The following is a 26,259-nucleotide window of genomic DNA, read 5'->3' on the forward strand; positions in this document are numbered from 1 at the left end:
CAGCTCAGGTTTGCTGCCAGGTGAAGGGACACGACCGTTATCCGCAACTTCCCTATATATATGTCCATATATAGGGAAGCACTGGCTTATCTGGCGAGGGGAAGACCGCAAGACCCAGAAGAACGGCTTGCGAGTTTCATGTACGAACGGCAGGACTCACAAATCAAAGTACAGATCCATGGTATAAGTAAAATCATTTTTCTGTCCCTGAAAGGTTCCCTGACCATGCAGCTTTGCGAGATCGCCAGCTCCCAGGACATCGAAAAATTGACCCTGGAAGTTTCCATCAGCCTTTTGCGTGCCCTTCACTGACCAGAAGATTGTCCCTGCTTTGTTCGCGACCGTACATATACAGGTCACTTTGCCGGTGAAACTCGCCGTCTTGTCCTGGTAAGTCGTCACCACTTCTTCAGCCGTAAACGATCCTACAATATCACCAGAGATGGTCCAGTGTTGTGTGAGGTTATCGATCTTATTGCTCCCCTCTTGTTGCGTATGAGTTGTCGTATAATTGATCTGCTTCGCACTTCCTCGCGCGGGAAAGTGTTGAGGGGCAGCTTGTGTCGTGTTGGTTGAGCTCACAGTTGAAGGGGAAAGCTGGCCAGGTGTCGAATACACCCGCCATGCAAGCACCCCACCGATGATCAGCAAAACGAGCACAACTCCTGTGATGATCATTCCAGTACGGTTCTTTGTTTGCTTACCTGGTGGAGGTGAGGGAATGGTAGAAGGCGTGTCAAGACTTTGATAAGGAGAAGTTGAGGCATCATTGTTTGATCCTGATACAACCGTAGGATCATCAGGATTAGACAATGATGCATAAAAGGATGGCGTAGCGGCTCCACAGCGAGGGCAATGGGATGCTCCCTGTGGGAGTTCGGTATTGCAAGAGCTACAGTTCATAAGGAGTCCTCCTCTCGGGCTTACAGGTGGTCACGCATTGTCTACTCCTGCCTAATCGTGGCGTTTCTGAAGATTGATAAGACGCGCATAGATAGAAATCTAATTGATCTACGCTGTCAACCTATTTTTTAGCCTATGAATTTATTACCCGACTGAAGGTGATTCAATGAAATAACACGTGTGGATACCTCTTGTCATATGCTGCACATGATCATAACAGAACAAGACGGGACACCGGCCAGTAAACGGTTGAGCCAGTGTTCCCGTCTTGTTCTGCCTTGCCTCGTTTATAGATATACGTTGGCGGCGTGGCTGGAAAGTATGCTATTGGGATGGTTGGAGGAAGTTCACAAGCTGCGCATGGAACGCGTCCTGCTGTTCGAGGTGAGGGAAGTAGCCCGCGCCCCGTATCACGACGCTATTGCCGCCAACGAGGGTGGCCGCCTCGACGCCAACACACTGGTCCTGATCGCCATGGAGATAGAGCCAGGGTTGCGTTGGTACTTGAGCAAGTGCGGCTTGCTCGGTGGCCAACTCTGGTCGATCCGTTTCCGGGTGTACTGCCCCACGGAACCAGGCAACGATCGCGTTTAGATTTTCTGGATGTCGCAATGTTTCATTGACCGTATGGAGCTCGGCCGTGTGTGTGAAGCCAGGCGACCACTCGGCCCAGAGCTCATCCAGGAACGCGAAGTCGTTGAGTGGGAGGATCATTTCGATGGCGGGATGCTGGAACAGGAATATGTACCATGAACGCCGGAGTTGTGCGTATGTTGTGAGCATCTGCAGGAGTACTGGAGTCGGCGGCGTGGAGATCGTCACGACCCGGCTCCAACGTGCTGGCTCGATCGCGGCTACTCCATACGCGGTGCCGCCACCCGCCGAGTGTCCAATCAGGACCGCGCGTATCACCACCCTGGGCCTGGTACAGCCGATTGATGTCCCGCACATACGCGCCACTCTGATATATGCCATCAGCGGGCAGCGAACCTGGTGTGTAACCTCGTTGCCACGGTGCGATCGCGTGGAAACCACGGTCGCCAAGGAAATCAACGGTCTGATGCCAGGATGACGCGCAGTCGGGGAACCCATGGAGTACCATAGCCAGAGGTCCATCTGCTGGAGAATTACGCCTGCCAGACCGGCTGCGCGTGCAACAGCGCGATCGGTATGGATGGGGTTCCAGAGTCGTCCACATTCGGAATACACATGTGGCGCCCGGGTTTCGATGCGTCTCGTCCCACTGCGATCGTCAGCAGGACGTTGCATGAGGGCGGGAACAGCAGGTACTTCATCATGGACATCCCCGTCTCCGTTGACGTCTACTCCACGGTAGAGTGATCCCATCCAGGTGGTCCACAATGGACCGATGTCGTCTTGTCCATCCATGCGCATCGTCAGCAGGACACCAGCCCTGGTGGATTCAATGCCTGCGATGTGCGCAGACACGGTGACGTCCGTATTGGCGGGGATAGATCGGTGCCAGTGGAGATCGTGAAGGGATGGGATAGCGGCGGAACTTCTCGCTGGCTTGAAACATGCGTCGAAATTTTGAAGCCTGGCAATTGGAAGAGGAAGCGTTTGATCTCGCATTTTCCGCCACCGCTTTCCATTGGATCGACCCCGCCATCTCCTACCAGAAAACAGTACAAGCCAAGGATCTAAAGCTATCTGGGCTGAAGCCAATGTGAAGAAAGCTTCCTGGCTTAGCCATATTCCAACACGACCGTCTTCTTGAAGTAGAGTCCGAGCCGTTCCGCCTCTGCCTCAATCCCTGTTCGAATCGCGCTGCTGGCCGGAGAGAACATATCCAGCTTGACAACGACGTGTGAGCGTCGTCGGATGGTATGGCTCCAGATTCCCTGGATGGTGCCATTGACTAGAATGACTGCAAAGGTCCAACCCTGTAGATTGAAGACCTTGCGCTTGTGAGCTTGCGCGAGCAGAGGTTCACCATTACGCGGTGCTCCGATCGTGTAGGCATCGAACAAAGGAAGCAGGTGGATCTGCTCAGCAGGCTCAATGCACTGCATGAGCGGCAAGGTCTCACGCAGAACAAAAGCGTGCCATCCTTCAACCTCGACTTCTTCCAACTCTGCTGCCAGCGATTGGAAGGTCTTTTTAGCGCTGGTTTTCCCATCTCCCCACCAGAAAGCAAAAGCGTCTGAGGTCGCCGGGCCATACGCGCGCAGATAGCGACGGGCGATCTCCTGCTGTGCCAGTTGTGGCTCGATTGTCTGCCACGCACCAATCCAACTCCTGGGATTCATAAATGTGACCGTCTTCCCCTGACCGGGCCCGAAGCAGAGGTCCCCACGATAGGCTGATGGCTTCAAAGGCGTTCCCCAGCCCGAAGAGAGGATCAAATCGCGCAAGTGGGCCATCCCTGTATGTCCCGCAACCGCATCAGCTAGCTGCAGACGTGTTAGTGGTCCCTGCTCCAAAACATGCGGAATAGCCAGGAGAAAGGCATCCTGTTGCGCTCCTGAAAGACCAAACGTAGCAAAATAATTCGACCAGCTATCAGTATGCTGCCAGTCGCGTGCCGCTAAATAGAGAGGAAGTTCACTAGCAGCGAGTAAGTGAAGAGTGCCGCGCATAGCCCAGGTCTTCACCAGGGTGTGATCCCGCCAGAGAGCCGCCTGGACATCGTGGGGAGAACATCCCTCCACACGGGTACACACCGCCAGTTCGGCAGCAGACATCACCTGTGCCTGAATCCCGGCTGGACGCATCACAGCCTGCATGAAATTCTGTGAGGGAAAACGTGGGGAGAGGCCGTGTTGAGACAGGCGCCAACCATGCACCTGATACCATTGCAATGCAACCATACATGTTTCCTTTCAATTCAAGCAACGCTTTTGCGCTATCTGTTATCAAGCTCCATTTATGAACAGGAGACGCCAATGGTTCGAGGCCGGACAGATGGGAGGCATAATTCCTGCCGGCGTGATCCCTGATCGGCTTCAATGTGGTCACACGCCCTTCGACTATTCCATGATTGATAAGCCAGATTAAAGCTGCTTTTACAACGCATTTTTCCTTTACGACGTCTGCTGCACATCCATTCTCTGCGACCCTGGCTAACCGCTGTCCTATCAGTGATTCATAGTATCCATTATTCGCCCAAGCAATCCCAATAGCCGCTCCCGTGTCTGGGCCAGACTTTCAAAGTCCCATTCATCACGTATCTCTTCCCCACCACACACTGGAAGTCTCTCTTGCATGGTCCGTAGACAGCGCAGGGCTACCCGTGGCGCGAACTCAGCAGATGAAAGATGTTGCTGCTCCAGATAGCGTTCAACGATCCCTGCGCGATCGAAGGGATTCCAGCAGTGGACCCAATACATCGCCATGCTGATATGTGGATCTTCAAAACACGGCCCAGAGAAGTCAATGATCCCGGTTAGGCGCTTGTCCTCAAACAGAAAATTGCCTTGATTGTAATCGCCGCTGGAGAAGGCCAGCGGGGTCTGTATCAGACTTGTAGCTGGCACTAAGGCTTCTATTGCCTGCGAAAAGATCGGTTCAGTGAGCCATGGCCCTCCAGCTTGAATGATAGCCTGGAGTTCAGCATCCAGCGTGTTACGTGGCAACTGAGAGGCAAGGGGGGTATGCAGAAGAGGCCCGGTGACGGCATGCATCATGGCAACACCCTGCAAAATCAGACCAATGGCCCACTGGATCTGCGCTGGCGTCGCAGTCCTTCCCCATCCCAGGAAATCTTGTCCAGGCAAGACATTCAAGATGGTCATAGCTCCCGCTTCCGGTTGTGTGGGATCAATGACTGGCCCGGCCAGAAGAGCCGGAACGGGTAATCCGCACTTCGCAAGCCATGGAAGGACGGCGGCTTCCTGTTCAACTCCATGTGGAATATAATTCATACGAAGGATCAGCTTGTATGGTTCTCCTGTGGGTAAAGCCAGGTCAATCCAGATGGGACAGGGCAATTGAACGGTTCGATGAAGGCGTGCTGAAAGGATGCGGGTGCCCTTTGGGCAGTTGGAGAGGACGAAGGCTTCCTGGAAAGGGGTCAGCGGACGGGCCAAATCGGCAGGTGCTTTCCACGCTGTGTTGAGATGTGATGGGGCGGGTATGCAGGTTTTCTCATCAGGCGATAACGACATGATTTTTCCTTTCCCAAAGCGGCATGATCCTATCAACCAGTTTGTCGAGCCGAAAAGCTGTCTGCTCAGCTTTGCGACAAAGCACCGTAAACCTGCTCCATTTTATCTGAGAATCGTCATGCTATGCAAATTCGCATCTCATGGCGTTTCTCGTCGCGTATGCGAGTCTCCTTGAAGAAGAACAATACTGCATGCATGGGCGTGCCAGCCACGATCAGCCAAAAAAACTGTCCCAAATCAGAGCGCTTCCCCGTCTTCCTTTCAGATGATTATAGATTGTGGTCGTTACAACATCTCTATCCAGAGAAGGGAAAGAAACAAATGGCAAAAATACAGAAGGCTCCGTGGTTTGTCACGTTGGGAAATACGCTAACGATGGCTTTGCTGCGTGCGGGGGTCAAACTCAATGGCGTTGGCACCTATCCCATGTACCTGCTGACCGTGCGTGGACGCAAAAGTGGAGAGCCGCGTACGGTCCCGATTGTCACGATTGAGCGCAATGGGGAGCGCTATCTGGCCTCCCCGTTTGGAACCGTGGCCTGGGTGCGCAATCTGCAAGCAGCGGGAGAGGCCACCCTTGCGCGTGGACGTCATGTTGAAACGGTCAAAGCCAGAGAACTGCCCCAAAGAGAGGCGGCCCTCGTTTTGCAAGAAGATATCAAGGCTGGCAACCCCTTTGCACGCTACTATCAGGTCACCGCAACATCTTCCTTTGAGGAGTTTGAGCGTGTGGCTGCTGGCCATCCGGTATTTTTATTGCAAAGCATCCTGTAACTGGAAACAGAGTCACCTTATCATTGTGAGGAAACAACGTGGAGTCCTTTGAAACCTATCGTCACTACCTCTTTGCCATCGCCTACCGCATGCTCGGCAGTGCGATGGCAAAGAGGATATTGTGCAGGAGACGTACCTGCGCTATCAGACAACGGAGCCTGCGATCATTCACTCGCTCAAAGCGTATCTCACCACCATTCTCACGCGTTTATGTCTGGATCACCTCCAGCTTGCACGCCGGAAACGAGAGCAGTACATGGGTCCTTGGTTGCCTGAGCCGATCCTCACCGGAGAGCTTCCAGAGGCTGCAAATCCTGAAAAGCATGTCGAGACAGAGGAGTCAATCTCACTGGCATTTTTGGTGTTACTGGAACAACTCCAACCGTTCGAGCGGGCGGTCTTCCTGCTACACGAAGTTTAAGAAAAGTTTTATGATGCGCGTCACGTTCCCATTCTGAATTCAAAACCTGATCCCGTTGAGTTCATGGCTGAAAAGTATGCTATGAGCATAGATTTTCTCTGTACTTCTTTGCTTTGCGTATCTATACTTGAGAAAGTGACAGTCTGTCCCTTAATGGTCTAAATGGGTAGGGACAGTACGCCTTCTACCTCTACCGAAAGGAGATACGCAACAGTGTTTACAAACATAGGAAAACAGGGTAAAATGTGTGGATGCAAAACACATATTCGCCAAAAGCATTTGGCTAACTCATTGGCAGAACCACCAATACCTTACAGAAATGGGATCGGCAAGGCAAATTGATTGCCCACCGCACTCCTACCACGAATCGCCGCTATTACACACATGATCAATACCTTGAATACCGAGGGCTCAAAGCGGTTGAACAGGGAAAGACGATCGGATATGCGCGTGTCTCGGGCGTGGCACAAAAACCTGATCTTAAAAACCAGGTGAAAGCTCTTGAGGTCTATTGTCAGACCCATTCCATCCCCATCGATGAGTGGATCCAAGATATTGGGAGTGGCCTCAATTACAAGCGGAAAGGCTTTAATCGTCTCATGGAAATGGTTGAACTCGGATACGTCCGACGCCTGGTCATTGCCCATCGAGACCGCTTCGTCCGTTTTGGCTATAGCTACTTTGAAGCCTTTTGCGCACGACACAATTGTGACATTATTGTCCTCAACGATGACACACTCTCACCTGAGCACGAAATGGTGCAGGATTTGATCACGATCACAACGGTTTTTAGTGCCCGTCTTCACGGATTGCGCTCTTATAAACGGGGGATCAAAGATGCTGCTTTGCACCAAGATCCGCATTGAGGTCTCCGATCAGGATGCCGCCACGCTGGAATTTATGCAGGGAAAATGCCGAGGGCTTTATAACTGGCTGGTGATGCAGCAACGGAATGGAGTCCGATGGAACCTCTATGAAGCCAAAAAATCGTTGCAAGAAAGCAAACGGTATGACCCTGAGCTTTGTTCTGTCTATGGCAAGCTCCTACAAGAGGTCTATTTTCGTCTGGACAAGGCGATGAAGGCCTTTTTTACGCGTGCCAAAGCAGGAGAGACACCTGGATTTCCCAGGGTTCGGCCTCGCCATGATTTTTTTACGCTCTGTTATCCCGCGATGTATCTCAAGGTCAACGATGGTACTATGGAATTGCCCACGGGAGGCAAAGGGAAGCACAAACGTTTCCCAAATATTCTCGCCAGCCTGACCGAAGAACCGCCGATGGCTTTTCAAGAAGTGGCAATCAGTCGCGATGCCCGAGGATACTATTACGCGTCGTTTGTCTCAGAACACCAGGAAGCCTCCTCTGAAGATACGGGTGTCATTGCCTTCGATCTGGGAATCAAAATCCTGGCCACCGGCATCAATGAGCACGGACGCATTTATACCATTGGGGGCTTCAAAGGTTCCCGCTGGTACAACAAGCAACTTGACCGTATTCGCTCCAAACGGGACAAGTGCACCAAGAAATCAAGACGCTATACATACTTGTCTCATGTTCATAAGCGTGTTTCAGCAAAGAAGCGTCAGAAACAGCGAGATAGCCTGCATAAGGCATCGCATCTGATCAGCCACAAACTGGTTGAAAGTACTGTTGTGGTGGGAGATCTTTCGCAACGTCAAATGGTGATGAAAGAGCATCAGCAAAAGAACAAGCGGCTCAATCGGATGGTCTATAATGATTGGGGGCTGTTCACGTTTCTCGAAATGCTGACCTATAAATGCCAATTGTTTGGGAAAGAGCTTCAGATACTAGATGAGCGCGACACGTCAAAAATGTGTTCCCAGTGCCATACACTCAAGCCAATGCCACTGTGGAAACGGACCTACTGTTGCGTGGAATGTGGACTTGTCATGGATCGTGATGAAAACAGCGCGATAAATATCTTGACAAGGTTCCTTGCCCGGCTAGGGCCACACACGGACTCCTCGGATCCGTGCGGTGTGCTGCAAAGAGATCAAAACAGCGGAGAAGTCATGGAGGCTTCCTGTCCGATTTTGATGCAGGAACAAAGATTGTGATACACATGTTTTACCACAATTTAGAAAGCAGAAAATCCATAGCTAACAATATTGAGATCCTCAAGCACATTTATGGTCGCTTCAACGCACGAGATATCGATGGAGTGCTTGTCGCGCTCTCAGATGATATCACCTGGGCGAATGGTATGGATGGTGGCTACGTTCATGGCCATGAAGCTGTCAGAGAATATTGGACGCGTCAATGGTCTATTATCAGTCCGCATGTCGAGCCAGTACAATTCAACACGGCTGCAGATGGCTCAATTGTTGTAGAGGTTCAACAATCAATACGCGATCTTGAGGGGAGGCCTCTTCAAAACCAGGCACACGAGCTACGAGATAAAATGGTCGGACATGTCTTCCATTTTCAAGATGGCAAGGTAGTTCGTTTCGACATTCAGGATACTTCTTCCTAAAAAGTCGATCTGCTCTTAAGCAGATCGGCATGGGGGTAACAATCAAGTTGAATTAATCTTATCATGAGAAAACGTGCATCCTTTTTGGTAAAAGCATGTACGATATAAAGTCTTTCTGCCAAGTGCTATGACTCCCTGCTTGTTTTACCCGTCCAACAATATTTCAGGCAAGGGGTAGCCACCATTGCAAACATGTATTGAGCAATAATAGATGCCAACATGGACGTGTTTCACTTCAAGAGTGTATAGTAGTAGCATGAAAGTTTTGATTTTTGGTCCTGCGGGAGTCGGGAAAACCTATGTCTCATCCGCACTCAAAACGTTGGGTATCAACGCTTTTGACGCTGATGAGATAGAAGGTTTATCTTCCTGGTACGATCGAGATGGAAAGAAAGTGGCTACGCCTAAAAATGCGGAAGAGGTGTTTGCGAAACACTATTCTTTCCTTTGGAGCAGAACGTTTTTGAAAGCGTTTTTAGCTCAATATCCTGACGTGTATCTCTTTGGAGGATCAGGCAATGTCACAGCGATGTTTGATCTGTTCGAAAAAGTGTACTTTCTCAAGGTTGAAGCCAATCTTCAAAAAGAACGGCTGACGCATTCGTCCCGAAAAAATGCGATGAACGAGGTTCGCTGGGGTCAATGGCTAGAAACAGATGCCAGAAACCGTGGAGTTCCATTTATTGATGCATCTTTAACGCCGGAACAAATTTTTACGCTCATCAACAAGTAACACGCCTGTCCTTCAAGGATGGCAGGTTTCTCAGCATCATCCGAGCGGCAGCCCACACGTTGTAGACGTGGTCCCCTGAGAGCAGGCTACCGCTCGGACAAAGCTGAGTCTGAAACGTGTATACGAAAGGCAATACCTACTTAAAGATGCATGACTATATTGTCTCATCTTGCCAGTGGAGATGGGCATCCCCCCTCATTACCGCTTCTAGTTTGGCCGCTGTATCTGCTTTCAGTTGGGGTGTATGCACTACCATGCGCCAGTCAGGTCGCTCGGGAACCACAAGGCTAGTTTGTTGAAGCACCAGGGAACCAACAAGTGGGTGATTGATTTCGCCAGAACCGCTGCACCGTAAGAGGATATCGTGCTGAGGCCACCAGGCGCGAAACTCTGGACTGGACTGCTGCAAATCGGCAATCAGTTCCGCCACCCATCTATCATTGGGATACCAGTCACTCAGCGCACGGAAATGCGCGATGCAACTGCGTGCCGTACGTTCCCAATGTACGAAACGTTTTCGTGAGGAAGGGAGCATAAAGGTAAACCAGACCACATTGCGTGCTCGTTCTGAGCGATTCTTAAAGTCACCTATGACTCGGCAGGCACTTTCATTCCACGCGACTACATTCAAACGTCGATCAACCAGATATGCCGGACAGCTGCCCAATGCATTGAGAATTGCCTGGTGTGCAGAGCTTTGGATCTCATGCTCTCTTGTCTCTAACAGCGGCTTTGGGCCTCGTGCCAGGGTAAACAAATGGTAGCGTTCCTCCTCATCCAATTGCAAGATGTCCGCAAGGCGTTCGAGAACTTGACTGGAGACCTGAATATTGCGACCTTGTTCAAGCCAGGTGTACCAGGAAACGCCGACGCCAACCAACTGGGCCAGTTCTTCTCGTCTGAGTCCGGGTGTATGTCGCGAAGGTTTCGTCGGAAATCCAAACTGTTCTGGACGCAGGCGAGCGCGACGAGTGCGCAAAAAATCAGCCAATCCTGCTCGGCGCAGCACGTTTTCCGCCATATTGTCACCTGTTCCTCAATGATCTCATTGATAATGTCTAAAACGGTTACTTTCTACACCTATGATACAACACACTCCTGGTTTGTGCAGTAATGTTGCTCCATAATAACCCAGACAGATGGGAAAGTCCAGCCGCCACAGTGGCGCTCTCGTCGAATGAAATGGACAAAAAAAGGCAAGCATTCTCACATAGAAAAGGAGAGAACATAGGATGCAACAGAAAGATCATCATACAATCACTGCTACTGCGCGTCCCATAGCTGATCGCATTGGAATGTTTATTGAGGCGACCGATAGCATGGAAGCTCTCACCAGGATACAAGAGGCGGAGCAGGCAGGCGTTCAACAAGTCTGGGCGCAGGGTGCAGGGAACGCTGACCTCTTGACACTCTTTGCAGTGGTTGCTACGCACACCCAGCGAATCAAACTTGGGACGGCAATCGTTCCCACCTATCCACGCCATCCCTTGGTGATGGCACAGCAGGCACTTGCGGTGTCTGATTTTGCCCCTGGACGTTTGCGGCTAGGGATTGGCCCAGGTAACCCTATGCTCATCAAGGACTGGTACGGCCTTTCGCAGACGGCACCGCTTCCCTATCTCAAAGAATACCTCTCGATCCTGCGCGGAGTTTTAGGGCAGGGAGAGATTTCCTATCATGGGCTCTTTTTCAATGTGGAGCATACCTCTCGAAATGCTTATGGACCAACTACTCTGCGCAGGGCTTCGGTCCCTCTACTCACCTCAGCGGTTGGCCCCAGGGCCTTCCAACTGGCAGGAGAGATAGCTGATGGAGCGATTTCCTGGATGTGCCCACTTCCTTATCTACTCTCAACGGCACTCCCCGCGCTCCGCACTGGAGCTGAGGCGAGTGGTCGTCCTACTCCGCCACTTATTGCACATGTGCGAGTTGCGCTATGTACAGATGAGTCAAAAGTCCAGGCAAAAGCACGCCAGGGAGTACAAATGGCAGCACGCTTCGGCCCTTACGCCCATATGTTCTCGAAAGCAGGCTTTCCCAAAGTGGTGGACGGCGATCAGGAAGAGATAGATACATTGGCCCGAACGTTAGTGGTAAGAGGTAATGAAACAACGATGCGTCATCGTCTAGAGGAGCTTTTGACGAGCGGTCTGGATGAACTGATGCTGCATCTGGTGCCCATTGTTGACGAAGCGAGTGAACGGGAACAGTTGCTCCATTTGATCAGCTCCTTCAAGAAGTAAACTCCACTACTAGATACATGGAAGCAAGAAACGCTGAGTCCTTGTGCCTTGAGCTTTTTGCTTCCATGTATCAGGTTTTTCCCTCATATTCCCTGCTGATACTGTCGTAAACACGATGGCAAACACGCTATTCTCCCTGCCGTGCTCCTGGCTGTGAGTCAGACTCCATACCGTCGAGTCAACAAAAAAGGCAGGAAAGCGTGATAAGTGATGAGGAGAAACGTCAAAAACTGTTTCCTTCCTATGAACCACGAGAAGAGTGAAAGGGTCAGACTATGCCAAAGCTTGAGGGGAAAGTTGCCATCGTCACAGGAGCCAGTCGCGGAATAGGACAGGGAATTGCGCTGCAATTAGCGCAGGAAGGTGCATCTGTAGCCATTAGCTATACATCACATCCCGAAAAGGCGGAAGAGACGGTCAAGGCAATAAAACAGGGAACGGGGGTCGACGCTATCGCTATCCAGGCCGATTCTGGTGACGTACAACAAATTGAGCACATGATGGAAAAAGTAGTACAGCATTATGGCAAGCTTGATCTACTCGCAAGCAACGCGGGCATTGAGTACTTCGGATCACTGGAAGAGGTACGCCAGGAGGACTTTGATCGTGTTTTTGCGGTGAATACGCGTGGACAATATTTTGCGGTGAAGTATGCGGTAAAGCATATGAAAGAGGGAGGGCATATTGTATGTAGCTCGTCAGTGAGCGCCACCAAGCCATTTATGAAGCACGCCCTCTATTCAGCCAGCAAAGGGGCGGTCGAGGTCATGGTCAAGAACCTCTCACTTGAACTGGGTCCGCGTGGCATCACGATTAATGCTATTGCGCCGGGTGGAGTACAGACCGATATGGCCTCATCCTATGGGAAGCAATACCTGAATCCTAACCTGCCCATCTCCGAGGAAGAGCAGACGAGAGCCATGGTCGCACTGGGGCACTACGGTAAGCCACAAGATATTGCCAACCTCGTCACCTTTTTGCTCTCCGATCAGGCGAGCTGGATTACTGGACAAACCTTTCATATTGATGGTGGCACCCATTAGCGGCCTGGAGCGTGCACAACTTTATGTATGTGAGGCCTGTAGATGTACATCGGGATATTCTAAGAATATCCCACGCTCTGTGTGATAAGCGGCGTTTATCACACAGAGCGTGGGGCTCCATCTAGTCGTGATCATCCTCTGGATTACCATGAGGAGCGAGGATCATCAAGCCATCATCGTCGCCCATCATCGACATCATAGGTTTCTCTTTGACGCGTCTGGCCTTTGGAGCCGGTAGTTGATTGGCGGCGCAGGGGGTACCAAATTTGGGCTGGGCATAGGGCAGGTGGGTCTCACCGCGAGCCAGGATGTGTAGATAGTTGCCTGAAGGTCCTTCGTAGGATCCACCGCTATTCCAGGGAACCCAGGAACGTGCATTACAGTAGTGTCCCACAAATGAACGGCGTGAGCGCGTCTGTGATGTGTTGCGATGTGAACGGTGTAAGATATGGCCACCAAAGAAGACCACATCGCCAGGCTCGACCTCTGCTTTAACCTCGCGACCAGCATATTTGCGGGCCACTGGAGTCAGGCCATTGGCCCTCTCATCAGTATTGCTGGCGTTATAGATTGGCTGTAGATCGCTCAGGTTCTCCTGACCATTATCACTAACGCCATCTTTGTCAGGATAGACCGGTTCGTTTTGGGAACCCACCGTCATCCAGAGACACCCATTCTCCTCATCAACTGTATCAAGGGCCAGCCAGGCCCCGCACAGGGTATCAGGAAAGGTTGGAATATAGTAAGAATCCTGATGATAGCCCTGTCCTGGCTGTCCTGGTTGCTTGAAGAAGAGCATTGATTGCAGGGCCAGTACGTCAGGACCAATCAGGGCCTCCAACACATCGAGAATGCGTGGATGAAGAAGAAAACGCTCATGAATTGGCAGGACCCGATGCAGCATATGCACCCGCAGATAGTACGCGACCTTTTTATCCGAGTCCCACTCTTGCGGTGGAGGATTGACACCAGGAAAGTGCGCTTTTCCTGACAGAATCTCATCCATATGTGCATTCATCTCCTGCACATCATCCTGAGGAACCAGACCCCTGACAATCAAAAAGCCCTGCTCATGAAAGGTCACATACTCCTGTACTTTGACTAAATAAGGCTCATAGTTTTTTTGTGCCTGGAGAGGATGACTGGTGGTAGTCATAGTAATACTCCTTTGCCTGCATAATTTTTGACGCGATTTGTATGCCTGTTCCTGAACAAGTGTTACAACACGTTCTATTGCTAGAATACAGTCAAAAAGAGAAGATGGCGATAACTGAGATGAACCTCTAGTTGTCTCAAATCATCATAAAAGGAGAAACTCTCTGCTTATTTCCTTAGAAAAAGTGCAGCTCCTTGTGACACGCCTATCCTCGTTGCCATGCTATTTTTCCCTTTCAAGAGAGGGTATGGTTCGAGCATTATAGCGATCTCATGCGGAGGAGGAGGTAAGAACCAAAGAATACGACAAGAACTGGTATCTTTCGCAGGTATTGGGTATACTTGTGGCAGAAAACATAAGGCGCTACAAAAAAGAAATGAGAACAGATGTCAGAAGTATCCATGCCAGACGATCTTCAGGCGACTATTGTCCAACGCTATGGGCTCGTCCTCAAGCACCCTCGTCGGATCGAGCATGGAGATGAGAGCGTCATCTGGCAGGCTCTCACGCAACGGGGTCCAATCATAATAAGGCTCAGTCCTGCATGGCGTTCCCCCGAACGGCTCACATGGATACATCAGATCATGTATGGACTCCATAAGACCATCCCTCAGGTCGTTATCCCTCTTCAAGCGCGGGATGGAAGGACCCTTTTCTACTATGAAAATCAGTCCGTTGCTCTCTTTCCTTATATAGCCGGAACGCAATTTGATCGGGAAAACCCCATGCTCCGTCATCAAGCCGCGACATTTCTCGCACGTCTCCATCTAGCTCTGCTCCGTAATACTCCTGATACGCTCCCTTTTGAGCGCGATCTCCTGATTGGTCCCCCACCTCTTCCAACTCACTCAGACTCCCAGGCACTCGTTGATTATGAACTGGACAGGTGGAACGAGACCCTTTTGCAGATATCTCCTTCGTTGACCAAAGGTCTCATCCACGGCGATTATTACCGACGCAACCTGCTGGCACAGGGCGAGCGTCTCATTGCATTGCTCGATTGGGATACCCTTCATTGCGACTTCCTGATGCAAGAGGTCGCCTGGTCAAGTTGGGAATTCTGCAAGGTCTTGACGGGGGACAACTGGCATCCTGATCGCGTCAAAGCGTTTGTTCAAAGTTACCGAGAAGCCGGAGGACCCTGTCCACGTGAAGAATATGTACACTTCATTCCCTTTATCCGTTGGCGACTACGCAAGGAATTGCGTGACCATGAAATGGCAATAGCTCAAGGACTGCCAGGCGAACCTGAGTATGCGGCGCGGCTTCTCTGTGCCTTTGAACGCCTGCGCACTATTCCAATACAGCTGTTTTAAGATACTATATACCATCCATATATTTCGATAGAAAAATACACTTGCGGAGAATATAATCATTATGGGCTTACATATCCAGCTGGACACCTTTCCAGTCTTAGATACAGAACGTTTGATCTTACGGCAACTCGCAGCGACGGATGCGCAGGATGCCTTCCTCTTTCTGTCCGATGAAGAAAATATGCGCTACTACGATCCAGCGCCGATGACACGGCTCGAACAAGCGGAAAAGAGTATTGAACGTCATCGAAGGCGCTTTGCTGAACAGGAAGCGCTACGCTGGGGCATCGTATTGAAGGGAGAGAATAAGATCATCGGCACCTGTGGATATTCATGGGATACCGATAACCACTATGCAGTTCTGAGCTATATTCTCTCAAAACACTCCTGGAAGAAAGGGATCATGACCGAGGCCCTGACGGCGATTATTCAGTTCGGCTTCGAACACATCCACTTGCATCGTATTGAAGCTCAGGTTGCGTATCCCAATCTCGCTTCCGCACGCTTGCTTGAAAAGCTCGGCTTTCAGGAAGAGGGACGCCTTCGCGATCGTCAATATGTCGACCATCAGTTTGTTGATGAACGGATATTTGCGCTTCTCAATCCTAAAGCAGGGGACAACTAAAGTGTCCCCAGGAAGCCCGGGCAATTCATCAATTTTCTCCTACCCGGGCAAGTGCGATGCTCAGTGCGAGCGCGACCAGCAGGATACCAATATTGACGAGGGCGGCGACGCTATATCCCTCAGCAGTGGGCAATACCTGTCCGGCAGGGGTAAAAGCAGTCAGAACTGTTGCACTTAACGCGCTTCCTGCGGAAAAGCCGATCGACCGAAGAACCTGGTAGAAGCTCATCGCGCTACCTGTCTCCTGAGCGGTGACACCACGCACAATCTGCAGTGGGTTTGAAGCAAAGATGCACCCCACCCCGAAGCCAGCAATCCCCATTGTCAGCAGAATTTCCCAGAGGGTGTCACGCGCGATGAGAAAGCTTCCCATGGCGATGAGCAATACGACGCAGCTGAGAACGACGACGAATTCTGGAGAGGTGCGGCGGGCCACCGGGAGCGCGACCTTGCTTGCCACAAAACTAGCAAGCGAGAAAGGAACCAGCATCAGCCCGGCAACGACCACGGAGGCACCGAAGCCGTAGCCAGCTTTCGGAGGCGTCTGGACAAACCGGACAGCAAAGGAAAGCAACGGATAGATCCCCAGACCGACAAGCAGCATCGTTGCGTTGGCAGCCAGTACCGACTGATGGCGAAGCTGCCTCAGGTCCACAAGTGGATAGGGCGTACGCAGTTCGAGCATGACCCATCCAATCAGTAGCGCCAACGACCCTATCGTAACAGCAAGGAGGCGGATGGATGTCCATCCCCAGCCTAGCCCTTCGCTCAAGACAAGGAGGAGCCCGGTCACGGCAGCACCGAGCAGAATGGCTCCAGGAATGTCCACTTTGCGGGTGGAACGTTCTGGACCAGCAGGCAGGACAAGCACAGCTGACACGAGTGCGAGGCCACAGACAATGGTGCCAAACCAAAAAGCTGCACTGAGGCCCAGATACTGCGTAATGACCCCGGCCACGGGATAGCCCACGCCGATGCCCGCAGCAGTTGTCACTCCCAGCAGGGCAATCGCTGATCCCGATGCTTCTTTTGGAAGTGCGTCACGAGCAGTAGCAATAGCGAGTGGGACGAGCCCCAATCCCACACCTTGCAGCCCTCTACCGACTAGCAAAAGGCTAAAGCCTGCGGGAAGCGCTGAGCATACACACCCAAGCAGGACAAGAAATATTCCTGCGATGATGACCACTCTGCGTCGCCGCCCATCGCCAAAGCGCCCCATGACCGGCGTTGCTACCGCGCCAACCAACAGAGAAATGGTAAGTGCCCATTGAGAATCTGCGAGCGAAACATGATCGACGTTTACAATGGTCGGCAACAGTGGGGCACCCAGGCTCCCAACCGCCGTAGAGACAAGTCCCAGAAAGAACAGGGTCGGGACGAGCAATGGCTGACGAGAGGTTGACTGCGTATGTGAAAGGGTTTGCATCTCTATCTTCTCCCTCATTGTTGTCGTGCTCTTGTGCCCTCTCGATAGCGGTGAGGCATTAAGCTGTTGACGCGCTCCAGTGTGTTCTGTCTTCTGGTCTGCATACGCAGGCTCACCTGTCATTTTGCTGGTCTTCATCTGCCTGCGGGGATGAGATCCCCTTGAGATAGTGATAGATAGAAGCACGGGACATATGCAGCTGATCTGCAAGCAACGGAACGGCTCGCCGAATCTCACCCCCCCCGTTGTTTGAGCGTTTCAATGAGTAAATATCCCTTTTCCTCTTTTTCACGGCTCAAAAGAGCCGTGTCAGAAATGGCCGGAGGGCTCCTCTCAAGAGATCCGGCCGTTCTATCCATGGCAGATGCCCAACGTGAGGAAGCTCAAGATAGCTGGCAGAGGGTACCAGCTTCGCAAAATGCTGGCTTACTCTGGCAGGACGTGGGTCGAGTGCACCATGAATGACTAGCGTCGGTATACGCAAGGTGGCAAGCTGCCCAATCATGGTCGGTTGCTGAGTAAAGCGATCCCCATCTTTCCCAAGAACCCGGTTGACATGGAAATTGATGTGTAGGCCATCGACAAAAAGCTGCCGGGCTAATTCTCTTGCACGTGAGCGGTCTGCAATATCAGTTGACCAGGACAGTTCACAATACGCTCGTTCAACTGCATCAAACTCGGCTCCTTGCGCTACAGAGAGTTGGGCACGTAGGTCGGCAAGTTGACGGTGCTCGGAAGGCGTGAGCAGCGCATCTTGATTGCGGTGATATTCTTCCTTCCATGACATATCAATACCTGTACCACAGAGATAGATCAACGCACGGACGCGGGAGGGATTTGCGAGACTATATGCAAGCGCTAACGTGGCTCCCCAGGAATGTCCCAAGACGATCCATTGCGGGAGATCCCAATGGTCACGTAAGGCTTCAAGATCGGCAACGGCCGTGGCCACGTCGTAGGGAGGTTCTCCGGTAGATCGGCCACAAGCGCGTTGATCATACCGATAGACTGTCATGAGATCATCGATCATCTCCGCTACTGGCGCAAGGTAGTCCCACAGGCCGGGGCCACCATGACAACACACTAACGCCGGTCCATTCCCCTGACGGGTCGTCCAGAGCGACCCGTCAAGAACGCCCACGATTTCACTTCTCTGCATGAAGCTGCTCAGACCTTTCTCGATACTTACCCTGGATGCTAGACAGCTTTAGCCCAGGTACGAGATATTAAACGCTGCTTGACAAACAATAAAAAATCCTCTGGATCTTTAGGAGCACTCTGCAATTCTTGCATACTTTCAATTAAATTTCGCAAGGCATCAGGATTTTCACCAGCATAGCTGAAGCCATTACCTGTGCTCTCAACAGTTCCATATGTCTCAAGGCCGTACCCAATTTCTAATTTCATAAGTAGCTCCTTTGAACGAGTGCCTTATTACATCCCAAATTATATTTTACACGTATCAAGACAGCGAAAACAACTCCATAGCTTTTTTCTACTTTCTCCTAAGGATCTTCAAGGAATGTCAGATAACTACGATTATATTCCATTTTTTTCTCCAAAAATATTCTTACATTACAAAATACACATGCTCCCTTTTGCTCAAATACAGTAGCTATGGACTATCTATAGCCCCTTTAGTTCTTCCAGCCCTTATTCGGCAGGTAAAATATAGTCATGTATTATCTTCATCATCAATGCGACGAAAACGATCTTCGTTGGCTGGATGTTTCTCCGCAGATTGAGAGAAAGGGCGCCATGGTCTATACAGAGAAACGTTGCTAGGTCTGCAAATACAGTGATTACCTATAGCGCATCATCAGTTGTTCAACGATACTAACAATATCAGAGAGAACAGCGGGAATAATTCAGTATTCCTTTGGTTTTGTGTCAAGAATAATATTCTTAAGCATCAATTACTCCTTCTCTTCACTTTTTTGGTCAGTTTTCCAGTTTTCAATGTCGTAAGGTCCTTGCTCAGCAATGCATAGGTAAGGACACAGATAGGAGCACCAAGCCAACAGACAGCATCTAGAAAATGTTCGGTTTGAGACAATGTATCCTTGTATGTCTGCAATTGATGCCATTCAACTTGTAGCTGTTGATCACTTTTCCCTATATCAGAACCATCAGGATACGGCATAATAGCGGATAAACTCAGGCTTATTATTGGCAAAGACAGCACTACGAAGGCACAGCCTATGAATAGAATAAGCTGCAGCTTCGCTTCTCGTTGGTAAGGTTTAGTTCCATCGCATTTCATTCTGAGCAACTGCCATGTAGATATATTCGCAATGCCATATCTACGCAGTTGTTTGTCTTGCGCTATCATTTGTCGGATCATATAAATACATAGGGGAATAAGCATCAGAAAGATCAAGAAAAAACCAACCAGGAGCACGGTTTTGGTTGGTTCGCGTTGGCCTGAATGTGTCAAACCATAGAGGATGACGCCAGAACCTAACACAACAACATTTATAAAAGCTACCAGTATCAATAGACGACGCATGGTTCCTTCCCTCTCTGCTTCATCTTATTGGCGATTATAGTATAGGAAATTTATTTCCTGTATGGCCAGCATTAAATGGTAATATAAAAAGCAAAAGACAACGGATCAGCCAACTAGCCAGCAGCAAATAAAGGCGTGACGATATCTTCCTGTAACAATATAAATGCCTTCTGTAGAGTTCCCACGAGTATCCAAACAAATGGACACATTCATCCGATCCTCATCATCCTGCGCCAGCGACCTTCTGCTCAAAGTAGGCAATGATAAACTGGCGGAACGAGCGCGCTGCCTTTGATAAGTAACGTTCTTCGTGCCACGCCAGTCCAAGCGTACGATGGCAGCAGGGATTGGTAATGTGGAGCCATGTCTCTCCTGATTCCCCCGCCTGTGTCCATGCAATGGTCGGAGCAAATGCAAGACCAAGACCCGCCTCGACAAGATCATAGATAGCAGCAGGCTCATTCCCCTCATATAGAACACGCGGCGTAAAGCCCGCTTGCCTGCACAAACTGTCCATCAGGTCTCGTAGACCATCACCCACAGGCACACTGACAAACACCTCCTCAGCGACATCAAGCAGGAAAACGATTCCACGCCCGGCAAGCCGATGTCCTGGTGGCACAACCAGAAAAATTTCTTCGGTCAGCAACGGTTGCCAGTAAATTCCCGCAGTTACAATGGGAAGCGCGGAGATACATAGGTCAATGTTTCCATGTTCAAGTTGGTGTTGCATCTGTAACATCGAACCGTGAGAAAGATGGAAGCTTACAGCGGGATGAAGGGCAAGAAATTTATTCAGGATATCAGGCATCAAGCGCAGTGCAGTAACCATCAAGGATACTTGCCCCTGGTCAAGCCCGGCCATATCTCGCACTTTGCGTTGTCCGTCTTCAAGTTCCGCAAAAATATGCTCGACATGCTCAAGGAACGCTTTCCCAAACTGGTTGATCCGTATCTGCCTTCCCTGACGATCAAAGAGAGGAACACCCAATTCCTCTTCCAAACGTCCAATCGTCTGACTGAACGATGGTTGAGCAATATAAAGTTCCTGCGCGGCCCTGGTCATATGCTGCACCCGCGCAACGACACGAAAGTATTTTACCAGCCACGGTCCGCTACCTCACCGGGATCGATGGGTATGAGCTGGTCCACTTTGAACATCCGGCAAATGCCAATCCAGCTGCACGCTGGTCAACGAGCGTTTACATTCCAGGTATGGAAGTAGGAAAGGACAAGTTCATGAAACGATTTTTCCAGAACCGATCACTCATGTGTACACTCGGAGGGCTTCTCCTGTTCGGGCTGTTGCTAGTTCCAGCCACGCAGGTGTTCGCCGCCTCCTCTCAGGCACAGATCCCTGCCACCGGTGGTTTTCAGCAGAGCTGTTACAGCGTAGCTCTCTCTGGCAATTCTCTGACTGCTGATTGCCGCCCATATCATGGAAGCCTCGTCTACAGCACCCTTAATATCGATGCCCACTATGGCAACGTCGATGGAACGCTGACGGCAGGAGGATCGGGGTTTGGAAGCAGTTGTGATGATGTTTATCTTTCAGGAACGAACAACGGCAATCTGAATGCTCATTGCCTGGAAAGCAATCAGATCTGGTGGGATTACAATACAGTAAATCTAAACTTACACGTTGCAAATGTCAATGGACACCTTGTCTGGCAGTAAGGGCGCAGCCTGCTCGTTTGCGCTTTGGTCACTCGCCACTCATCTTATGCGCCAGCCGCGTCTGCTTGGTGGTGGCCTGCCCAGAAGATGAATGGGTTCGTAACCAGTTAACGCCATGTGCAAGTTTCCTTGCCTGAGTAAAAGTTCATGCGGTATTCTCAGAAAAAGCTAAACAACATTCAGAGGAGAAACCGCATGAACTTGGGCGATCTTATTATTTACATGTTTTTGCCTGCATAGACATCTCTTATCAACGTCGGCGGCCATTCTTATTCGTCCCTGTCTCCAGACAGATGTTGAATAATGGTGTTTTCAACTCATCAAAGGCTTGTGGAGTCAAAAGGTTCCACAAGCCTTGTCACCTACATTGACGAAGAAATAAAACCAAGTTCTGTCATACGCTGATAACTGTGATGAAAGGCATGCTGCACATCGTCTTCCAGGTGATAGGAACGGGTAATAGCCGCAACGGGATAGAGAAGGGATGTAAGCGTCTGTGCAAATAGTGTGTAATCAAGCTCGCCATATTTCTCCTGTTTTCTCCCCATGCCCTCGGCATGATTGATATGCCTGGCAGTTTTGCCAAGGCCTTCACTCAACGCCGAAATAGCATAGTAAGAATTGATCGAGGGCATTTGCTCCTGGAATTGAACAGCCTGGGCCTGGAGCGAACTCATATATCCTAGTGTCGAATGACGACGAATTCAATTATAATACATTTATATATAGTTAAAAAATGCTGATCTTTCTCATTCACGCGATACATAGAACGTTTCTTGAACACACTCATCCTTTAATATGCCAAAAAAGACGCAATGCAGAGCAACGCCTCCGGCTGCACTGGCTCAAGCAGAAAGGCGCTTCCAGAAGGAAAGCGTACATCCGCAAAACGGCCGGTGAGAGGCAACGTCTGCTCTCCAGAGACCGAACGCAACCGATAGGCGAGCGGGGCACCAAAGGAATCGACCAGCGGAGACCCAAGTTGGGCAGCCAGGGTCGAGACCCATGGACCAATCGCCGCTCGATCGTCGACACGTACCTGAATGCTTTTTCCTACCTGCATTCCCTGCGATGAGGGTCGTACGATCACGGCGGTCAGATGATCTTCACTATTGACTATCCATTTTGGTGCAGAATCATGGTAGTGCAAAAACATCTCACAAATAAGAGGAGCCCGGTACAAGGCAGAAGCTCTCCAAAATGGAGGCTTCCACCTTCGTCTTACAACTGTGTCCACCAATATCTCTATTGGCAGGATACCTATTTCATCTCTCCTGTATCCCTTCAATTGGGAATCCTTGCTTGCTCCATTCATTGAAGCCACCAGCCATACTGACCACATGGGTGTAGCCCATTGACTGGAGTGTCTGAGCTGCTAGCATCGAGCGCCCACCAGAGGCACACGCGACAATGATGTACGCATCCCGCTTCGTCGTGATTTCTGGTTTGGCATAGGGTGTGGTTGGGTCTGCATACCACTCTAGCATGCCTCGTGGAGCGAGTACGGCCCCTGGAATATGGGCCTTCTCCCATTCAGCAGGTTCCCTGACATCAAGCAGCAGACTCACATGTCCCTGATCCAACTCCTTCCTGGCCTGTCCAACGGTGATTTCTGGTGTGGTTGTGCGGGCGTCAGCAACAATCTGGCTTGCACCTTTCCCGGGTACGCTGTCCTGTGTTGTCATGATTATTTTCCTTTCTTCCTGGTATGACAAGGAGCGTGATTTCCTGGTTGAGTTCACTTGTACACTGTTATGGCTTGAGGATCTCGGAGTTGTACCGGCGTCCCCAGCCTCAATGAGTTAGGGATCTCCGCCATACGATCTGTGGAGGTAATCAAGTCAAGGATCGCTGCTTCATCTGCCTCTGCTTCAATATGGGGAGTAAGGGTGACGTATTGCGCGCGAATCGGTGTGCCACCCCACTCAGCTTCCACGTCCACCTGGACGCTTTGAATCACCATGCCACGTTTTACCGCCTCACGGAAAAGATCGTTGCAATAGCATCCACCAATGGCCAGCAAGAGTAACTCACCTCCACTAAACCCCAATCCCATCCCTCCTGCCTGCGTCTGGCGGTCAATGGTAAGCGTGCGATGTCCGGACCAGCCTACGGCAAGACTGGCATGGTCAATAGTTCGGATATGGACAGCAGTTTGTCCCATCATATATCCTCCTCCTCTTCTGCTAAACCTTGTACCTGGTGGGGTACATTGCTTTTTCGGCGGCGTCTCTGCGGCAACAGTTGTCATCTGCTCTCTGGATGCTCCTCAGTCGTTCTGCAGATGCCTTGCTCTCACTTTCCTCTTTCTAAGCATACTGAAAATGCGCGTGAATATCTCCATTCTTTCGAATGGAGATACGAATGGAAAAAGCTATAGACATGTCTCACAGGATGGGGTAGACTAGCCGTAGTCAAGACATTGCATGCATAAGGCTCCTCATTATTTGGGAATGGGCACATGAAAAATAAGGCGACGTCACCGGGGCTCCTGAACGAACGCGAAAAAGAGATTTTGCAGCGCATGTCAGCTGGTTTGTCTGATCAGCACATTGCGGACGCACTTTTCTTGAGCTTGAATACAATCAAATGGTACAATCGTCAGATTTACAGCAAGCTGGGAGTCAAAAGCCGGACTCAAGCTATCGCACGCGTGAAAGACCTCGTTTTGTCGGAAAGCGTGAGTGATGGACCTCTATCGTCGCTGCCATTAGCCAGGTACCACCTTCCCGCACAGACCCTCCTCTTTATAGGGCGCAGCCGCGAAATTACTGAAGTGAAGCAACTGCTGGGCACATCACGTTTGCTGACGCTGACCGGCACTGGTGGAATTGGCAAAACGCGGCTGGCATTACAGATGGCGGCAGAGGTTGCCGGGCTATTCGCAGATGGTGTCTGCTTCGTTGACCTGGCGCCCCTCTCGGATCACACCCTGGTAGCAAAGACGATCGCCGAAGCGCTCAGCATACGTGAAAATCCTTCAGAGCCGCTGAAAGACACGTTGAAACGAGAGCTGACACAACGAGAGCTCCTGCTGCTGATTGACAACTTTGAGCATGTCATCACGGAGGCACCACTGCTCTCCGCGTTGCTGGCAACTCCTTCACGCTTAAGGGTTCTTGTCACGAGCCGGGAACCATTGCATCTCGCTGAAGAACAAGAATATCCGGTTCCACCGCTCTCATTGCCTGACCCTGAGGCGGTCTCTGTTCAAGACCTTCTGGCGTCCGAAGCAGGGGTACTCTTTGTTCGGCGTGCACAGATGACACTGCCTCACTTTGAGGTGAGTGAGACGACTGCCCCGCTTATTGGACACATATGTACCCGACTGCATGGACTGCCCCTTGCGATTGAGTTGGCCGCGGCTCGCAGCAAGCTCTTGAGCCCACAGGCGTTGCTACAATGGTTGGCAGGGAGGGGGGAAAACACACCTTTACGTCTACTGGCAGGCACGTCGCGGGATATGCCACCCCGCCAGCGCACGCTGCGCGACTCCATTGAATGGAGCTATAACTTGCTGGTTGAAGATGAGAAACGGTTACTGGCCAGGATGGCCATCTTTCGCGGAGGATGCACACTGGAAGCCATTGAGCACGTGTGCAGTGAGGGCCTGTCGCTAGATGTATTCGACGGGCTAGCATCCCTGGTCGATAAAAATCTCGTGCAGCAAAAGGAGGGGCCGAGTGCTGAGCCGCGTTTTCTGATGCTGGAAATGATCCATGAGTACGCACGCGAGCGGCTCAACGCCAGCAGTGAAGAGGCAACAGTGCGGCGCAGACATGCCAAATATTTTGTCGAGTTGGCAGAGCGCGCCGAGCCGCAGTTGCGGTTGGGGGGGTACGATCATTGGGCCAGACGGTTCGAAGTGGATCTGGACAATATGCGTGCGGTCCTGGAAGGTTCATTCGGCAGCGGGGATGTGGTGTCAGGGGTACGCTTAGCGGCTGCCTTGTGTCTGTTCTGGTATGGCAATGGGTACCATGTTGAAGGATACCAATGGACGCAGCGGTTCTTGGCGCGACTTGATGCCGTGCCGTTAGTGTATCATCCCTGGTTCCTGCTCAGTGCCGGACACATGGCCTTTTTGCGTGACCTCGATGCTGGAAAGCAGCTGTTTCTGCGCATGCTTGCTTGTGCCCGTGACCTGGGAAATAGGCAACAGGTAGCCTGGGCTCTTGCTTTTCTGGGCTACACGATGGTAGCAGAACCTCAAGCCGCACTGCCTCTCGTTGAAGAAAGTCTGGCGCTCTTCCGCGCATTAAAGCATCAACCAGGGATTGCTCAAGCGCTCAATATCATTGGAGAAATAGCCCGTCATAGTGGTGATGATGATCGCGCCCGGGGCGCATATGAGGAGTGCCTGGCAGTATTGAAGCAGACGGGAGAAACACGCCGGATTGTCTATATATACCAGAACCTTAGCTTTATTGCTCTCCATGAAGACGATGCTGAGCGTGCCAGAGATTTGGGACGCCAGGGGCTAGAGCTCGCACGCACCATGCACAATAGACTGGAAATGGCAAAGGCTCTGACAGCACTCGCAGGGGCAATTGGTACGTTGGGTCAGGCACAGCACGCAGTACGTTTCCTTGGCGCTTCGGAACGTGCTTTGGAGCGGTTTGGGGCTTTCCACCAGCTCAATGACAAACTGGAGATTGATGGCATAATCACCGCTCTACATGCCCAACTTGATAAGACAACCTTCCAGACCCTCTGGGACCAGGGCCGTAAGCTAGCCCTGGAACAAGCGGTGGCCCTGGCGCTCAATGAATGAGATGTCCCAATTTCAGGCAATTGCCATAAAAGATAGG

At 51.0% G+C, this 26,259-nt stretch carries 28 protein-coding genes; 12 read left to right on the forward strand and 16 right to left on the reverse strand.

Going from position 1 to position 26,259, the window contains the following annotated elements:
* Positions 1-156 precede the first annotated feature (156 nt).
* The 4 genes from EL633_RS24735 to EL633_RS24750 form a co-directional block, all read right to left on the reverse strand.
* On the reverse strand, positions 157-903 hold the full coding sequence (locus tag EL633_RS24735; RefSeq protein ID WP_126629954.1) for a DUF3224 domain-containing protein: 747 nt from the start codon (positions 901-903) through the stop codon (positions 157-159).
* A 324-nt stretch (positions 904-1,227) separates the two neighbouring features.
* Positions 1,228-2,496, reverse strand: coding sequence for an alpha/beta fold hydrolase (locus EL633_RS24740; RefSeq protein WP_126629955.1), 1,269 nt, complete (start codon positions 2,494-2,496; stop codon positions 1,228-1,230).
* 113 nt (positions 2,497-2,609) lie between these two features.
* Positions 2,610-3,734: a winged helix DNA-binding domain-containing protein gene (locus EL633_RS24745; protein ID WP_126629956.1), complete on the reverse strand. Its 1,125-nt coding sequence runs from the start codon at positions 3,732-3,734 to the stop codon at positions 2,610-2,612.
* Positions 3,735-4,001: 267 nt separating this feature from the next.
* On the reverse strand, positions 4,002-5,030 hold the full coding sequence (locus EL633_RS24750; protein ID WP_126629957.1) for a phosphotransferase family protein: 1,029 nt from the start codon (positions 5,028-5,030) through the stop codon (positions 4,002-4,004).
* 321 nt (positions 5,031-5,351) lie between these two features.
* Between EL633_RS24750 and EL633_RS24755 the strand changes: the two genes are divergently transcribed.
* The 6 genes from EL633_RS24755 (at position 5,352) to EL633_RS24780 (ending at position 9,453) form a co-directional block, all read left to right on the forward strand.
* Positions 5,352-5,804 (forward strand): nitroreductase family deazaflavin-dependent oxidoreductase, encoded by a 453-nt coding sequence (locus EL633_RS24755; protein ID WP_126629958.1) that lies wholly within the window; start codon positions 5,352-5,354, stop codon positions 5,802-5,804.
* A 121-nt stretch (positions 5,805-5,925) separates the two neighbouring features.
* The gene (locus EL633_RS24760; protein WP_161982411.1) at positions 5,926-6,225 is read left to right on the forward strand and encodes a sigma-70 family RNA polymerase sigma factor family protein; all 300 of its coding nucleotides are present in this window, start codon (positions 5,926-5,928) and stop codon (positions 6,223-6,225) included.
* Positions 6,226-6,515: 290 nt separating this feature from the next.
* Positions 6,516-7,091, forward strand: coding sequence for an IS607 family transposase (locus EL633_RS24765; protein ID WP_246039334.1), 576 nt, complete (start codon positions 6,516-6,518; stop codon positions 7,089-7,091).
* On the forward strand, positions 7,063-8,304 hold the full coding sequence (locus EL633_RS24770; protein ID WP_126629960.1) for an RNA-guided endonuclease InsQ/TnpB family protein: 1,242 nt from the start codon (positions 7,063-7,065) through the stop codon (positions 8,302-8,304). Before EL633_RS24765 ends, EL633_RS24770 begins: the two co-directional genes overlap by 29 nt.
* 5 nt (positions 8,305-8,309) lie before the next feature.
* On the forward strand, positions 8,310-8,720 hold the full coding sequence (locus EL633_RS24775; RefSeq protein WP_218027572.1) for a nuclear transport factor 2 family protein: 411 nt from the start codon (positions 8,310-8,312) through the stop codon (positions 8,718-8,720).
* Positions 8,721-8,976: 256 nt separating this feature from the next.
* Positions 8,977-9,453 (forward strand): hypothetical protein, encoded by a 477-nt coding sequence (locus EL633_RS24780; RefSeq protein WP_126629961.1) that lies wholly within the window; start codon positions 8,977-8,979, stop codon positions 9,451-9,453.
* A 154-nt stretch (positions 9,454-9,607) separates the two neighbouring features.
* On the opposite strand, the gene EL633_RS24785 is transcribed toward EL633_RS24780, so the two are convergent.
* Positions 9,608-10,474, reverse strand: a complete 867-nt coding sequence (locus EL633_RS24785) for a helix-turn-helix transcriptional regulator (protein ID WP_126629962.1) — start codon at positions 10,472-10,474, stop codon at positions 9,608-9,610.
* 211 nt (positions 10,475-10,685) lie between these two features.
* On the opposite strand from EL633_RS24785, the gene EL633_RS24790 reads away from it, so the two are divergent.
* The gene (locus EL633_RS24790) at positions 10,686-11,696 is read left to right on the forward strand and encodes an LLM class flavin-dependent oxidoreductase (protein WP_126629963.1); all 1,011 of its coding nucleotides are present in this window, start codon (positions 10,686-10,688) and stop codon (positions 11,694-11,696) included.
* Positions 11,697-11,971: 275 nt separating this feature from the next.
* The gene (locus EL633_RS24795) at positions 11,972-12,739 is read left to right on the forward strand and encodes an SDR family NAD(P)-dependent oxidoreductase (RefSeq protein ID WP_126629964.1); all 768 of its coding nucleotides are present in this window, start codon (positions 11,972-11,974) and stop codon (positions 12,737-12,739) included.
* Positions 12,740-12,860: 121 nt separating this feature from the next.
* Here EL633_RS24795 and EL633_RS24800 read toward each other — a convergent pair whose 3' ends face one another.
* Entirely contained in the window at positions 12,861-13,895 is a 1,035-nt protein-coding gene (locus tag EL633_RS24800) for a phytanoyl-CoA dioxygenase family protein (RefSeq protein ID WP_126629965.1), read from the reverse strand.
* Between the two features lie 386 nt (positions 13,896-14,281).
* Between EL633_RS24800 and EL633_RS24805 the strand changes: the two genes are divergently transcribed.
* Both EL633_RS24805 and EL633_RS24810 read left to right on the forward strand, forming a co-directional pair.
* The gene (locus EL633_RS24805; RefSeq protein WP_126629966.1) at positions 14,282-15,211 is read left to right on the forward strand and encodes a phosphotransferase enzyme family protein; all 930 of its coding nucleotides are present in this window, start codon (positions 14,282-14,284) and stop codon (positions 15,209-15,211) included.
* 61 nt (positions 15,212-15,272) lie between these two features.
* Positions 15,273-15,836, forward strand: a complete 564-nt coding sequence (locus EL633_RS24810) for a GNAT family N-acetyltransferase (RefSeq protein WP_126629967.1) — start codon at positions 15,273-15,275, stop codon at positions 15,834-15,836.
* A 28-nt stretch (positions 15,837-15,864) separates the two neighbouring features.
* Here the strand turns inward: EL633_RS24810 and EL633_RS24815 are convergent, their stop codons facing one another.
* From EL633_RS24815 to EL633_RS24835, 6 genes are all read right to left on the reverse strand, one after another.
* Positions 15,865-17,262, reverse strand: a complete 1,398-nt coding sequence (locus EL633_RS24815; RefSeq protein WP_126629968.1) for an MFS transporter — start codon at positions 17,260-17,262, stop codon at positions 15,865-15,867.
* A 112-nt stretch (positions 17,263-17,374) separates the two neighbouring features.
* The gene (locus EL633_RS38300) at positions 17,375-17,554 is read right to left on the reverse strand and encodes a helix-turn-helix domain-containing protein (protein ID WP_371865575.1); all 180 of its coding nucleotides are present in this window, start codon (positions 17,552-17,554) and stop codon (positions 17,375-17,377) included.
* 3 nt (positions 17,555-17,557) lie between these two features.
* On the reverse strand, positions 17,558-18,421 hold the full coding sequence (locus EL633_RS24820; protein WP_126629969.1) for an alpha/beta fold hydrolase: 864 nt from the start codon (positions 18,419-18,421) through the stop codon (positions 17,558-17,560).
* Positions 18,422-18,459: 38 nt separating this feature from the next.
* Positions 18,460-18,669, reverse strand: a complete 210-nt coding sequence (locus EL633_RS24825) for a hypothetical protein (protein ID WP_126629970.1) — start codon at positions 18,667-18,669, stop codon at positions 18,460-18,462.
* A 505-nt stretch (positions 18,670-19,174) separates the two neighbouring features.
* Positions 19,175-19,771, reverse strand: coding sequence for a hypothetical protein (locus EL633_RS24830; protein WP_126629971.1), 597 nt, complete (start codon positions 19,769-19,771; stop codon positions 19,175-19,177).
* Between the two features lie 223 nt (positions 19,772-19,994).
* On the reverse strand, positions 19,995-20,837 hold the full coding sequence (locus EL633_RS24835) for a LysR family transcriptional regulator (protein WP_126629972.1): 843 nt from the start codon (positions 20,835-20,837) through the stop codon (positions 19,995-19,997).
* On the opposite strand from EL633_RS24835, the gene EL633_RS24840 reads away from it, so the two are divergent.
* Positions 20,798-21,448, forward strand: a complete 651-nt coding sequence (locus tag EL633_RS24840) for a CVNH domain-containing protein (RefSeq protein WP_126629973.1) — start codon at positions 20,798-20,800, stop codon at positions 21,446-21,448. The genes EL633_RS24835 and EL633_RS24840 overlap by 40 nt on opposite strands.
* Positions 21,449-21,810: 362 nt before the next feature.
* Here the strand turns inward: EL633_RS24840 and EL633_RS24845 are convergent, their stop codons facing one another.
* The 4 genes from EL633_RS24845 to EL633_RS24860 all read right to left on the reverse strand — a co-directional run bounded on the left by EL633_RS24845 (position 21,811) and on the right by EL633_RS24860 (position 23,615).
* Positions 21,811-22,125 (reverse strand): hypothetical protein, encoded by a 315-nt coding sequence (locus EL633_RS24845; protein WP_126629974.1) that lies wholly within the window; start codon positions 22,123-22,125, stop codon positions 21,811-21,813.
* A 116-nt stretch (positions 22,126-22,241) separates the two neighbouring features.
* A complete protein-coding gene (locus EL633_RS24850; RefSeq protein ID WP_126629975.1) occupies positions 22,242-22,598 on the reverse strand; it encodes a hypothetical protein in 357 nt (118 codons plus the stop codon).
* A gap of 115 nt (positions 22,599-22,713) precedes the next feature.
* A complete protein-coding gene (locus EL633_RS24855) occupies positions 22,714-23,133 on the reverse strand; it encodes a rhodanese-like domain-containing protein (protein ID WP_126629976.1) in 420 nt (139 codons plus the stop codon).
* Between the two features lie 53 nt (positions 23,134-23,186).
* Positions 23,187-23,615 carry an OsmC family protein gene (locus EL633_RS24860; protein ID WP_161982413.1) on the reverse strand — a complete coding sequence of 143 codons (429 nt, stop codon included), beginning with the start codon at positions 23,613-23,615 and terminating at the stop codon, positions 23,187-23,189.
* 294 nt (positions 23,616-23,909) lie between these two features.
* Here EL633_RS24860 and EL633_RS24865 point away from each other — a divergent pair, with 294 nt between their 5' ends.
* A complete protein-coding gene (locus EL633_RS24865) occupies positions 23,910-26,222 on the forward strand; it encodes a LuxR C-terminal-related transcriptional regulator (protein WP_126629978.1) in 2,313 nt (770 codons plus the stop codon).
* Positions 26,223-26,259: the final 37 nt, after the last annotated feature.

The sequence above is a fragment of the Dictyobacter alpinus genome (assembly GCF_003967575.1).
Classification (GTDB): Bacteria; Chloroflexota; Ktedonobacteria; order Ktedonobacterales; family Ktedonobacteraceae; genus Dictyobacter; species Dictyobacter alpinus.